The sequence below is a fragment of the Caldalkalibacillus mannanilyticus JCM 10596 genome (genome assembly GCF_000615945.1).
In the GTDB taxonomy this organism is placed as follows: domain Bacteria; phylum Bacillota; class Bacilli; order Caldalkalibacillales; family JCM-10596; genus Bacillus_AT; species Bacillus_AT mannanilyticus.
In genome coordinates this window covers 1-13,346 of record NZ_BAMO01000064.1, presented here as the reverse complement: position 1 = coordinate 13,346, position 13,346 = coordinate 1, and the positions used below count along the sequence as shown (strand labels likewise).

Annotated in this window: 13 protein-coding genes; 4 read left to right on the top strand and 9 right to left on the bottom strand. The window is 43.0% G+C overall.

Translation table 11 applies throughout. From position 1 onward, the window contains the following. Positions 1-113 precede the first annotated feature (113 nt). Genes JCM10596_RS21880 through JCM10596_RS21865 form a run of 4 tightly spaced genes read left to right on the top strand, consistent with a single transcriptional unit; the run spans position 114 to position 2,626 of the window. Entirely contained in the window at positions 114-983 is an 870-nt protein-coding gene (locus JCM10596_RS21880; protein WP_025028935.1) for a sensor histidine kinase, read from the top strand. 38 nt (positions 984-1,021) lie between these two features. Continuing rightward, positions 1,022-1,669: a response regulator gene (locus JCM10596_RS21875; RefSeq protein ID WP_025028934.1), complete on the top strand. Its 648-nt coding sequence runs from the start codon at positions 1,022-1,024 to the stop codon at positions 1,667-1,669. A gap of 55 nt (positions 1,670-1,724) precedes the next feature. Then, positions 1,725-2,207 (top strand): hypothetical protein, encoded by a 483-nt coding sequence (locus JCM10596_RS21870; protein ID WP_025028933.1) that lies wholly within the window; start codon positions 1,725-1,727, stop codon positions 2,205-2,207. Further along, positions 2,204-2,626: a hypothetical protein gene (locus JCM10596_RS21865; RefSeq protein ID WP_025028932.1), complete on the top strand. Its 423-nt coding sequence runs from the start codon at positions 2,204-2,206 to the stop codon at positions 2,624-2,626. Before JCM10596_RS21870 ends, JCM10596_RS21865 begins: the two co-directional genes overlap by 4 nt. A 166-nt stretch (positions 2,627-2,792) precedes the next feature. Here the strand turns inward: JCM10596_RS21865 and JCM10596_RS21860 are convergent, their stop codons facing one another. The 9 genes from JCM10596_RS21860 to JCM10596_RS26995 all read right to left on the bottom strand — a co-directional run. Next, positions 2,793-5,417 carry an S-layer homology domain-containing protein gene (locus JCM10596_RS21860; protein WP_025028931.1) on the bottom strand — a complete coding sequence of 875 codons (2,625 nt, stop codon included), beginning with the start codon at positions 5,415-5,417 and terminating at the stop codon, positions 2,793-2,795. Positions 5,418-5,428: 11 nt separating this feature from the next. Continuing rightward, positions 5,429-7,270 carry a serine/threonine protein kinase gene (locus JCM10596_RS28425; protein WP_025028930.1) on the bottom strand — a complete coding sequence of 614 codons (1,842 nt, stop codon included), beginning with the start codon at positions 7,268-7,270 and terminating at the stop codon, positions 5,429-5,431. Further along, a complete protein-coding gene (locus JCM10596_RS28420) occupies positions 7,267-8,064 on the bottom strand; it encodes an FHA domain-containing protein (RefSeq protein ID WP_025028929.1) in 798 nt (265 codons plus the stop codon). The genes JCM10596_RS28425 and JCM10596_RS28420 overlap by 4 nt, the downstream gene beginning before the upstream one ends. Before the next feature lie 208 nt (positions 8,065-8,272). Further along, positions 8,273-8,686 carry a DUF4320 family protein gene (locus JCM10596_RS21845; protein ID WP_025028928.1) on the bottom strand — a complete coding sequence of 138 codons (414 nt, stop codon included), beginning with the start codon at positions 8,684-8,686 and terminating at the stop codon, positions 8,273-8,275. Positions 8,687-8,812: 126 nt separating this feature from the next. After that, positions 8,813-9,046 (bottom strand): hypothetical protein, encoded by a 234-nt coding sequence (locus tag JCM10596_RS21840; protein ID WP_025028927.1) that lies wholly within the window; start codon positions 9,044-9,046, stop codon positions 8,813-8,815. A gap of 31 nt (positions 9,047-9,077) precedes the next feature. Further along, complete coding sequence (locus tag JCM10596_RS21835) at positions 9,078-9,938, bottom strand: type II secretion system F family protein (RefSeq protein WP_025028926.1); 861 nt, start codon at positions 9,936-9,938, stop codon at positions 9,078-9,080. A gap of 43 nt (positions 9,939-9,981) precedes the next feature. Continuing rightward, positions 9,982-10,902: a type II secretion system F family protein gene (locus JCM10596_RS21830; RefSeq protein WP_025028925.1), complete on the bottom strand. Its 921-nt coding sequence runs from the start codon at positions 10,900-10,902 to the stop codon at positions 9,982-9,984. Positions 10,903-10,974: 72 nt separating this feature from the next. Then, positions 10,975-12,303, bottom strand: a complete 1,329-nt coding sequence (locus JCM10596_RS27000) for a TadA family conjugal transfer-associated ATPase (RefSeq protein WP_025028924.1) — start codon at positions 12,301-12,303, stop codon at positions 10,975-10,977. A 16-nt stretch (positions 12,304-12,319) separates the two neighbouring features. Continuing rightward, positions 12,320-13,346: MinD/ParA family ATP-binding protein (locus JCM10596_RS26995; RefSeq protein WP_034682045.1), on the bottom strand; the 1,027-nt coding region annotated here is incomplete at its 5' end.

Below are 13,346 nucleotides of genomic sequence, written 5' to 3'. Positions count from 1 at the left end.
GTAAAGCGATTAAAAAAATGATAGCTCTTTTGGGCTATTTTTTTCCCCTTCATCTAGATGTATTGTTATAGTGGAATTAGAACGAGATTTTGTCTTGCTAAGGAGTGTCCCTGTTGTCTTATAAACAAATTAAATGGATTATCTTATTATTACCTACCTTAACGGTTGCCTGTTGGGAGGAGTTAAGACATACTCCTTTTCTCCTTACCTATATTTCGATGGAGCTGGGCAATTGGCTCACTCCTGTTATTGTTTTTGTTGTCACCATGGTTGTCGCCAAAAATCTCTTTCATTTATTAGAAAAAATTCAAAAGCAATTAGAAGAAGAACGCTCCCTCAAGCTCATCCTACAGGAACGAGAAATGATCGCCAGACAGCTTCACGATGGAATTGCTCAATCCCTCTTCCTACTTTCAGTCAAAATCAATCAAGTTGAAAGCAATGAGGCGCAACTCAAAGATAACGAAGACTATCAAAAAATCCAAAAAACGGTTCAACATATCCATCAGGATGTAAGACAAGCTATTCTTCATTTACGAAACCCTTCCTCTCAAGCCCCTCTGCCATGGACAGATTCTGTGCAGGAGTGGGTGGAGAAATTCCAAAAAGAATCAGGTCTGACGATTGATTTTTCTTGGAACCTGCCCGAAGGATTTCTTTCGATCAAAGAAAAGCTTGAGCTGTTTTCCTGCTTAAAGGAAGCCGCCATCAATGTCCAAAAGCATGCCGAAGCCAGCCAAGTAAGGATCGAGGCACAGTATGAGGGGAAGAAGTGGAGCTGTGTAGTGGAGGATGATGGCATTGGCATCACATCTGAACAATTGGAACATTCTGAAGGATACGGGTTACATATCATGAAGGACCGGGTCAAAGAAATGGGCTGGGACCTAAAGATCGAACGAAGCGATGGAAAAACGAGAGTGACGATTCAGGGATCTATCTCTGAGCAGAATAAGACAAATGAACCTACCATGAAATCATGAAAAAATCATAAAAAAGACCAAAAAAAGGAGGCAAAAGAATGGAAAAGCATACACGTATTCTCGTAGCCGATGACCATGCCCATGCACGCGAAGCGGTCAGAGAAATTCTAAAGCCCTATCCCTCGTTAGACATCATAGCCGAAGCCAAGAATGGGCTGGAAACCCTGCTGCTTGTTGAAGAGCACCAGCCCGACCTTATTCTCATGGATATCAATATGCCTGAATTAGATGGTCTAGAAGCAACCAAACGGATCAAAAGCCGCTATCCCGCTATCAAGATTATTATTATGACTGTATCCGATGAAGCCATTAATCTATTTGAAGCCTTGAAGAATGGAGCCCAGGGCTACTTACTTAAGAACCTTCACCCTGCTTCCTGGTACGAATACATCCAAGCTGTAGCAAGAGATGAAGCTCCCATGTCCAAAGAGATTGCAGGTCAAATTCTACGAGAGCTTTCACCCAAACAAAAAGCAGCCGCACCAACGAAAGAAACACCTCTCTCCTTTCGTGAACAAGAAATTTTAGAATTAGTAGCCAAAGGGCAGACCAATCGAGAAATCTCAGAACAGCTGCATATTTCAGAGAATACCGTAAAAAACCACCTCAAGAATATTTTACAGAAGCTGCACTTAGAAAATCGAGTACAGCTTGCCCGTTATGCCTATGAACATGGATTGTTTTAATCTATTTTTTCAGCCCTAGAAATATGATAAATTGGATAGGAAGGAGTGATACTTTGTGAGCCAAACCTGTAAATTTTGTGGAAAATCCACTCAGCACGATGAAGCCTGTCCAACTTGTCAACAGCTTGGAGAAACAACGCTCCTGACTGAGGTAACGGAAGATGAAACTGAGCTGTTGCTCAAGCCCATCGCCCAACAAGAAGAGGGTAATCCAACAACTCGAATGATTGAGCAACCACCCTCCCCTCAAAAAAATCGAATTCCATTGCTTTTGATTGCTCTACTGATCCTGTCTGTGGTTGCTTATGGTGGCTACACCTTGATGAACAGCCCAGCTTTAGAAAACGAGCAGGCTGAGCAAGATGTAGAGTTAGAGAAGACCGCAGTGCAAGAGATCCCTAAAGAGCTTCAACCCTATGAACATACTTCTCTTTTGCATCCAAGTCTCTATCAAGATATGATGCTACATATTCATGGTCAAAAGCTAATTCTGGGACAGACCTCCCTGAAGAGGCAAAAGCCATTCTGGGAGAGATGAATTATGAGGAACATACAAGTGGTGATGAATACTATCTGATATATCAGGATGTCCATCAACTGCACGATGTCTTCTTAGATTTTAAACGCTCTACCCTTGTGCGCATAGCCCTTACAACAAGAGCAAGCAATCCAATTGAAGTATCGACAGGGCACGGTGTTCACCTTGGTGCTCCTTTTGCAGAAGTACTGAACACCTATGGAGAACGATATCTCAGTTCATCGACAGTAGGGGAGCGTTATGAATATATGGACTTGCATTCCAAGCTATTTATCATCATGGAAAATGTCCCTGACTTCGAAGGCGGAATCCTTAATTATCTATTCCTCGAAAAATATGATCTTGCCAAACCTTATGCCATAGATACCTTCGAAAAAGAGCGGATTGACATGGAAATGAAGGTTAGTACCTCCAACTGACGGCAGGGGAATACCTATCCTCCATTCCAACGCTCATCGCTTAACTTCCATTTCGGACAGGTATTCTGCTAGATTCCAGGAGTAACTTTAAGTTTCTTTTTAAACCAGCCTTCACAAACAAAAAACTAGACTGGAGCACCATCGGCACCCAGTCTAGCTTTTCTTCCTATAAATGTCCCATTTCGATCATAAGTCCCATGATCATTTTGGCAATGACAGCTCTTGTCGCTTCCGCTCTTGGCTTAAATTCATTGCCCTTAACCTCTGTAATCATATTGGCATGTAAGGTTTCTGCTACTGGCTTTCTAGCGTAACTAGCAATTCCTGATCCGTCAGAAAGCTTATTGATTCTAGCACTTACCTGCTTTTCATTTAATTTGTTCAGTTTTCCTGTTCTCTGCACAATCGCTACAGCTTGCTCACGGGTAATCTTATCATTTGGACCAAAATTTCCATTCGTATAGCCTGTAATAGCTTTCGATTTAGAGGCAGCACCAATAAAACGGGTAGCCCAATGAGAGGAGCCTACATCCTTAAATGGAGCAACATCCTTCCCCATCGGAATACGTCCTGCTTTGACAATGATTTTGGAATACTCCGCGCGACTAATTCCTACATTAGGACGGAATTCTTTTTCATTATAGCCGCTAATAATCCCTTGAGCTAACAACACCTCTATTTCATATTGATATCGATGCCCTTGGATATCGGGAATACTCTGCTTACTGTGCATGACCGCATACGTTCCATCTTCCGTGATTTGAGTAGAAACACTGCCTGATTTCGAATCGGTTTTTCCTCCTACAGACTCCCATCTACCCGTACTTGCTATACGGACTTTCTGGTTCTTATCTGCTTGAGTAGGCGTCAGATTCGCTACAGAATCATCCTCTACATATTTCCAGATGGCGAGCTTGTATTTATCGACATCCTTCAGCAGCTCAGGGTCAACCTGAATGGTAAGGGTTGTTGGCTCCCTTAATTCCTTCTCGAGATGAAGGGTATAAGCGTCTGTCTTGGCTTCGACGTCCTTCGGTACAGGGGCAATCTCACTGACCGGCTGTTGCTTCACCTCTACTGCCTGGGTCGTATCAAGTTCAATCGCTCCATAACGGAATGTCGCTCTCTTCCGTTCGCCTCCTGTGCTTCCGCTTCCTCCTTCACCAGAAAAAGCAATAAGATTATCCTGAGAAATCGCTTCTGTAAAAAACTCTTCATGATATACACTGACATTTCCAGTGGTTGAAGCTGGCTTAAAGCTTAAGTCTACACGACTTACCTTCGATTTGGAGTGAGTTAGTTTATTCCCTACTTTTATCTCACCTGCACCCAATTTGATGACTGACGAAGTAGAGGTATGGATCGTTTCTCCTTTATCATTGTAGCTAGTCGCCACAATTTGCCCTTCAATGATGGCATTCGTTGTGTTTTGTAAATCATATCTAACTTCCCACAGCGTAGAATATTGCTCATGGTTGTCATCCTTGTTCAAGATATACAGTCCCGCTGGTCCTTCGATTTTCTGATTCGGAATCGCCAGCAGCTCCACTCTCGTCGTTTTCGACTTCGACAGAGTCAGGTTGTTCCCCGCTTTGGTTTCCCCTGCTCCCAGCTTATGCAGATTCGTTGTAGTCGTGGCGGTAATATTCCCTTGATCATCATAGCCACGGGCAAGAATATATCCTTCATAGGCTTGCTGTGTCGTGTTTTGCAGGTCGTACCTGACTTCCCAGAGGGTTGAATATTGCTCACGATTATCCTCTTGGTTAAGGATATAGATGGCTTGCGCTCCCTCCGTTCGCTTATTCGGAATCATAAACAATTCCACTCGCTTGGCGTTGTTTTTGGATAGGGTTAAGCGATTGCCTATTTTGGTTTCTCCTGCTCCCAGCTTATGCAGACTGGTTGTCGATGTCGAAACAACGTCTCCCGCTTCATTGTAGCCTTTCGCTAGAATATATCCTTCAAACACCTCATTGGTATTGTTCTGTAGATCATATCTGACTTCCCAGAGGGTTGAGTACTGTTCTAAATTATCCTCTTTGTTTAGTAAGTATAGCCCTGCTGGTCCATCAATTCGTTTGTTGGGAATAATATGCAGCTCTACTCGCGTTCCTTTTCCCTTGGAAACCGTTAAGGTATTACCCACCTTTGTTTCCCCCGCACTTAATTTGAGGACACTGGTCGTTGTGGTGGAAACAATGGCGCCCTGATCATTGTATGTTTTGGCTAAGATCCAGCCTTCAAAGCTCTCATTTGTCTTGTTTTGTAGATCATACCTAACTTCCCACAGCGTGGAATACTGCTCTAGGTTATCATCCTTATTTAACAAATAAATACCTGAGGCTCCATCGACTAGTTTATTAGGAATCAGATAGAGCTCGACACGGCTCGCACTACCCTTGGAAACCGTTAAGCTGTTCCCTTTCTTCGACTGACCTGCTCCAAGCTTCTGTAAGCCTGTAGTCGTCGTTGAAACGATATCTCCCTTCTCATTATAGGCTCGAGCTAATACCCAGCCTTCCAGTGCCTGCTGACTCGTATTATGCAGGTCAAAGCGCACCTCCCACAGAGTGGAATATTTCTCTGTATTATCGATTCGATTTTGAATGGAGATTTCTGAGTTACTGGTTAATAGATACGCTGTCTGAGCAGAGATTAGATCCACTTCATAGGTCTGATTAAATCCTTTTAGCTCTTGGCTAGCACTTCCTGTACCCGCTGGAGCAATGATAATAGTCCCTAGTAGCATTGAAAGAATGGTAATGATAGCTATAATTCTTTTACTCATAGAACATACTCCTATTCTGACTGTTGTATTTTGATTTCGGCAGATGTGACGCCGACACTATCGACTGCATAGATATAAAGCTCACCTGCACTCTGTTCCTCTACTGGAATAAACAACGAGCGATTGCCCGGCTTTTCCCTTCCTTCTTGGATGACTGACCCTTGATCATCCCTTACCTCCCAGCCAATATAGGCAAGCTCAGCAAGGGCAAAATCACCTTCATAGGCTCGGTTCGAGGTACTAAAGTGATAGGATAACGTCATCCCCTCTTTTTTTCGCTCAGTCACCTCTACCACTAATTGAGGAAGGTGATAGATAAAAATCGTATCATAGTAAATCTCACTTTGATTCCCTTTTTCATCCTCAGCAGATACTCTGACCTCATAGACCCCTGCTGAGCTAAAACGGGCGGAAGCATACTGATTTCCGGCGAGAGATAAGAAGGCTTGATCAACTCTCTTCCCCTCTTCATCAAATAACTCCTTGTAACTCCAATACCATTTTGTCGGCTTGAATGCTTCATCCTTATGCCCTCTAAATTCCACCCGCTGGTTGACCAGCAGTTTTTCTTCTTTCTCCTTGATGGATTGAAACCAGACCTTAGGAGGAGGGAGCACACGAAGGGTGGTGCTAGACAGCTTCTGCCCCTCTGCTTCTGAAGACTTGTCATACAGTTCTACTATGTATTCTCCCGCCGCAGGAAACTCATAGGTGACACTCCCGTTAAATTGACCTAAAGAGCTATGTAATGTCGCTATATTATGCAGAGTATGATCATAAACCTGCCATTCAAATTGCCCTGTCTTATAGCGGGCCTCCTCACGCGGGTCAGGTCTTAAAATCACCTTTCTCTGAGCGAATAAGGGAGCTTCATAAAGAATAAAAGACTGAGTACCTTCTATGATGGCACTCTTACTCGCACCCTCTCTCTGTTTTCCATTCACAGCCCAGTAAACGGTTGTACTCGCCAGGGCTGTAAGCAGGAGAAGTAAGAACAACAGCAAGCCCCTTTTGCTCCTTGTCCCTCCTGCTGCCAAAGAAGGGAGTCGACGCGTAGGGGTCCTGCACTCTTCCAGCTCTTTTTTAAGCTCCAAAGCACTCTGGTAGCGCAAGTTAGGGTCCATTTGAAGCAGCTTAGTGCTAAGTTGAACAAGCTGAGCTGGAAGATCCTGACGTACTTGATCTAAGGGCTTTTGGGTTGTATAAAAATATTTTCCACAACTTAAGAGGTAGTACATCATCGCTCCAAGGGAGAAGAGATCGGTTCGATGATCGGTCTGCTTATTCTCGAATTGCTCAGGAGCAGCAAATCCTACCGTCCCCATCTGCACCGTATCCGATCCCTTGCCCCTCGTATAATTTCGAGCGATGCCAAAATCAATCAGCTTGACTTGATCCTGCTCATCAATCATCACATTGGCTGGCTTGATATCCCGGTAAATAATCGGGGTAGGTTGATGACGATGAAGATAATGGAGGACATCACACAGCTGCAGCATATAGTTAAGCACTTGATCGACCTCAAGCTCTTTTCCTGCCTGCTCAAAAACCTGCAACAGAGTACTTCCCTTTACATAATCCATGACCAAATAGCTATAGCCATCTTGATTGGGAGGATAATAATCGACAATCTGCGGAAGGTTCGGGTGATTCAGTGTAACCAGCATTTGCGCCTCATCAATAAACTGCTGATAATCGACACGATGAATCGATTCCTTAATCGCCCAGAGCTTCCCACGTAGCCTCGTATCCTGTACTAAATAGACGGTCCCCATGCCCCCCTTACCAAGAACGGAGAGAATGACATACCGTTCCTGTAAGAGATCACCTTGAGCTAATCGACTCTGCATCATTTCTCCTCCCCCTCTCTAAAGCGATAGGTGTGAACCCCTATCGTTAGCTCATCTCCATTCTTGAGCTTGTGCTTGTGCTGCGGTTTGATCTTCCTTCCATTCACGGAAATTCCATTTGAACTCTCTAAATCTAGTACATAGTAATGAGCGTTTTGCTCCAGTACTTGGGCATGGAATAAGGAAACCCCTTCATCCTTTAACATGACATCATTGCTTGTTGAGCGTCCCAGAGATATATTTCCTTTAAAGCGATATACCTCACCCGTATCCTGATTGGTCAAGAAAGCAATCTCTGCCCTTATTCTTGGCTTTTTGCTCCAGCGGATTCCTATCCAATAACACGCCAAAAGAAGGAACAAACCCAGCACACCAAGCCCAACATAGAGCCGGTTCGCTGTCCAATCCTTAGAAGGAGACTTTTCCTTGTCCTGCTTACTCGCTTGAATATCTATCTTTCCCTGCCAAACGATTTCTTCCCGCTCAAGCTGGACAGCGATATAGTCTGCTTCCTTCCACTGTTCCATTGTCACCTGAGGTACTTCAATCCAGTATTGCTCTAAGACGACACGAACAGAAGCCCCCTGTATGTATTGGTCATTCATGGTAATATGTACCTGGTCAAACGGACGAAATACTTCCTCTACCTTCTCTGCTCTCAACACAAGAGTCTGAGTAAGCTCCATGTATTGGGCTGAAACAATATTCAGAGGTTCTATTTTCTGTGCGTACCCCTTTAGCGGAAGAAGACCTAGAACCAACAGAAGAAGACATGCTATGACAATAAACCTATTCAAGTATCTGATCCCCTTTACTCAGCCTAAAGTTATATACCTTCCCTATCATAGCAGAATAAAAAAGAAAAGAATGTCGAATCATGTAGTATAGGTATTATTTTTGTCGCTAAATATGAAAACGGACAAAAAGTCGTATGACTATTTGTCCGTTTTTCTCTGTATTCTATCTTTTTACTTTTTTTCCTTGCAGCTTCCCTAGCCTTTTCAGCTACTCACGCACCTGTAGCTGACTCATCTTTTCTTTGGAAACCGCCACAGGGTAGACTAACTGCATCTTGTCGGCTATATCGCTTCCAAGGATGTTAAAGGCACTAAATCGAAAGAAAGTCCATAATTTAAATTTTACACCCTCAGGGTTGGATCTAGTAATTTTTTCTGTCAAATTCTCATGATTGTGCTCCATTTTCCACTTATCCGGTTCTAAACCCAAATTTTCCATGCGTTTCTTGTATTCTTTCTCAAGATCATCAGACCATCCGCCTTCAATTGCCATGCGCTCAACAACATAATCTGCTACTTGATTGGCTTTAATATAGGCTTGCCCATAATTTATGATATCTGGAATCATAAACATAAAAAAAGAAAAAATGATAATATAAATCAACCATTCCGCGGATCTCATAGCTACCTACACCCTTTTTCTATAACTTCACTTTTCTAGTTGTTGTTATTTTCGGGCTAAGAAAGTTAAAGTAAAAGATAAAAGAAGAACCTCTTTCATCTTTTACTAAGCACTTTACTCCCATTATTAATCTGTAGTTTTTGTTTTCCACGCCTCACCATTAGGGTCGAATTTACCTTCTTTTGATGATTTTGTTATTTTCTCCATCATACTTTTACCACTATCTTGCAAAGTCGTTGTCACCAAGTACCCTAAGCCTATAGCTGCCAGAACTCCAATAATCAGAATCATCCCTTCTGTACTTAGATTTCCAACAGCTGATCTTTCTTCTAATAACCATGCTTTTACTTTTTTCAACATTCTTCATTCCTCCTATTTTTTGATCTATTATCTACTCAAAGTTAGTCATAATCTTCATAAAGCTTAGAAATACAATGCCCATAGGAATCATTAAGATAAACAAAAACATTCCCATGTTAATCATCTGCACCCTCATAGGACGCTGCTTTAGGGTTTGGCGCAGGTGCTGCATCCTTAGCTCCCTCATCACTTCACTCTGGGAGGCAAGGATCTCTTTCCCCTTTTCCTTATCCACGTCCATTGCCTGTTTAAAGGCTTGGCTAAATTGTTTAATTTCACTTATATTGACTCGGTCTGCAAACTCCTCAAAAGCGGCGTATTCACCAATCGTTTCTATATCAACGCTTAATACAGAGAAATCCTCACGTAAGGCTTCCGAGTTGTTAAACTCCACCGCTTGCTTTAAGGCTTGGTTTGGTGTTAAGCCCGCATTCATTAAGAGAATGAGCAGATCGATAAAATCAGGCAGTTCTTCTCGTATTACATTCTCTTTTTTCGTAATCTTCGTTTGAAGTGAGAGAATCGGTTGAAAATACATGAAGCCTCCTGCTACCACAGCCACAATCACCCAGAAAAAATTCTGAGAAAATAAAGCTAGTGTCAGGAAGATCAAGATCATCAGCACGACAAAGGTGATTCTCTCTGTCTGAAATTGCTGAACCGTGGTCTTCATCCCCAAGCGGCGGAAGCATCGCTCCAGCTCCTCCTGCTGCTCTTGTGATACTTTAGAAAAGCGGTGGAAGATCAAGCTAAACTTGGAAAACCACTGCTCATGGAGCGGTCTGGTATCTGCCTCAGCAAAGCGATATTTGACTTTCCTAGGTTTAATAAACAAGTAAATAATACCAGCTATTATTATTATACTAGAAAAAAATAGGATATCCATATTCATTTCGCTATTTTTCACCTCTTTTCTACTATTTTCTCTCTTATTATTAAGGAGTGGTTAGTTTACTTACTGCATAGATGGACCAGACCATATAGAGCAGCATGCCTCCAATCAGGACTTGTCCAATAAGATGATCTGTAAGTATGGAAAAGTGTTCAGGCTGACCAAAACGAAAGAATAGTAGAATAAAGATCCCGATGGCTAAATTGATTTTGTGCTCTTGTCGTACACTGGTTAACTCTGAGCGCAATTCTGCATTTAAAAAACGATTCTTATTGACAATTTGTGCGGCACTGCGCATAATTTTATCCACATCTCCTCCTGTACTGTCGACAGTGACCAGAATATTGGAGAAAAATTTAAAGCCTCGCACCGGTACTTTTTCCTGCATCTCATCAATACATTCTCGGAAGGGCTTGCCCGATTGGTATTCGCTGATTAGCTTGAGTAGCAGGCTTTTGATCGGTTCTCCTGCTTCGAGCGCCGCTCGCTCTAAAGCATCCAGCAGATTCTGATTCAAGGAATAGACCATCGAAACCGTCTGAATCATTTGCTCAACCTGCTGCTCAATCTTCTGAATGTATTTGATCTTCTTGTTTTGTAAGATAATCCACATGACCCATGCCCCTGAAAGAGCCCCAATAACAGCTGTAATGATAGAGGAAAAGATAATCCCTATACTCGCTCCTAGGGCAATAACGCCATAGAAGGGCAGAAAAAGCGACTGATTCCATTCAATTCGTCTGGCTTCTTCTTCATACGCCCGATAATCGACAAAACGAAAGTGTCGGATGGAGAGCTTCTTTACTAGGCTAGGCTGGTCCTGCTTCAAATGACGCCAAGCCCGAAAGCGCCTGCCTGGTAAGAGAAGCATGAAAACCGCTGTAAGCACGATAACCGCTAAAGCAAACATTACCCATTCATTATTTAATGACAGAAGCTCCTGGATCGACCTAAACCGCTCCATAAGCCACCTCCTTCGGACGTACCCAAGGCTGTAACTGAGCAGCATTTACACCGTGCATCATTAAGTGAGTAGCTAAATGCTCACTAATATACCCATCTTGTGCTCGACTATAGTGACCACGGAATTCATTGTTGGATACTTCCTCGACAATGTACTCAAAAATCGGCTGAATGATGCTTTGCCATCCTTATAGCCCAAGACTTCGACAATCTCTCGAATGACACGCTTTCCATTCGGCAGACGCTGTTGGAAGATGACAATATCAATCGTATCTGAAACGATCTGACCAATAATCTCGGAGGAAAGCTGTAAGCCTGCACGTAGAGTCATCTGCACCAGACGTTTGACCGCATCCTTGGCATTATTGGCATGCAGAGAGGTTAATCCTCCACTATGCCCTGTATTCAAGGCTTCGAGCATGATGAATGCCTCTGGTCCCCGCACCTCTCCGACAAGGATTCGATCGGGACGCTGACGTAAAGCACTCTTCAAGAGCTTGCCCATGTCGATCGTTGTTTCTTCCTTATCTGTCAGGCGACATTCCATACTGACGATATGCTTCTGAGGATAAAGGTTCTTAAGACGCATTTCCTCTGTATCCTCAATCGTCAGGATTCGGGCATCCTCAGGGATGTATTCAGCTAGACGCTTGATTAAGGTGGTTTTTCCCGCACCTGTTGAACCACAGATGACCATATTGGCTCCCCCTTGAATCAAGACCTTCAATAGATCGAGCATATCCCACGTCATCATTCCCGAAGCCACCATTCTCTCTTCCGTGAGATTAAGCGGTGGGAACTTACGAATGGTGATGGTCGTTCCATTCCGAGCTACAGGGGGAATGGTCACCTGAATACGCGATTCAGGCAGACGAGCATCCACTGTGGGCTTAGAGAGAGATACCGTTGCTCTAGCTGCGTTCAAAATTTTACGAGCAATTAATTGAAGATGCTCTTCACTTTCAAATTTAATGTCAGGGATCAGCTTCAGCTGTCCGTTCTCATCGACATAAACCTCATTCGGTCCGTTGACCATAATCTCCATGATGTGGTCATTTTTCATCAGAGGCTCCAAGGGACCTAATCCTGCTAGCTCATCCACCACAATATGCACAAATTCACGCAAGGATAAATTCTCAAATAACGGGACGTTTTCTGAGATTAAATAATAATAGATATGATCAAATAGCTCTTCCTTCGCCTCTTGGCTCATGATCGCTTGTCCAAATGTCGTCCGATGATTTTCCGTTAAATAGGTTCTGACCATGTTAATGATTTTTTTCTTATGATTCTGATCAATCTGTTCGTCTTGCTCTTCTTCAGATTTGTTCTGATCATTAATCATAAATTCCCGTACATTCTGCCAATCAATATAAGGACGAGCTCCGTTCTCCTTCATCATCTACCACCTCCATTCTCTACTTGCGGCGAACAAGTCTGGAGAAGAAGCCTTTTGGTTTTTCTGTAATATCTTCTCCTGCTAAATATTTTGTAAATAAATGAACCTTCTCTTCATACTCGCTATTGCCCTTAGGCAGCATGTCAAAGGAGTTTAGGTGCAGTGTCTGATCATAAGGAAGCTCCAGCAAAGGCGCTGTTTCCAGAACATCTTGGATCAGTTCACTTAGGTTATCTCCTGCAATTTGGTTGAATAAGAGCGAGTATTTTTCCCCAAACTCTTTTCTCAGCATGTTCATCACCTTCGAGGTTAAAGACAGGTGCGAACTGTTGCCATCAAGAAAAACAAAGACTTGATCTGCTTTTTTCATTGAAATCCCTGTGGCAGAATGAATCAGCTCACTAGGAATATCGATCAGGACGTAATCATAGTAACCGTCCACTTGATCTAGGATTCTTTTGCACTGCTCCAGATCCAAGAACAATGGCTCCCATGGATTGGATTCCGTATTCGGTACAAGTAAATCTAGAGATTCTGGCAAAGCCTGCACCGGATCGACAAACTCTTTCTTACTTCCATCCTTGGCATAGAGCTCCAGCCATTTTTTCTTATTTAAAACAAAGGAGGTTACTTCATCCTTCTTCCCCATATGGTCATGAATGGCGTACTCATCTAGATTATGCTTGCCATCAAATAAGCCTAAGCGGTACCCAATGGAGGGAAACATTGAATCCCATTCCAATAGAAGCACCTTCTTGTTTTGTTTCGCCAGCTTGACACCCGCATTACAGAGAAAGGTGGAAACCCCCATCCCCGGCTTGATCGACCAAAATCCCAAATACTTGGTGTCCAGACTTCTTCTGCGTTGTAAGGTTGGATTGTTCATCGACGCTTGGATCTTTAACGTTGGGCGGTCTAAGATAATGTTCAACACATCATCCATACGAATCTCTTCATTTTCAATCAGGATGAAATGCTTGAATCCTTTCTTCGCCCATTCTCTGATCCACTCTTGTTGAGGTGTGATGCAAATATATTCCACATAG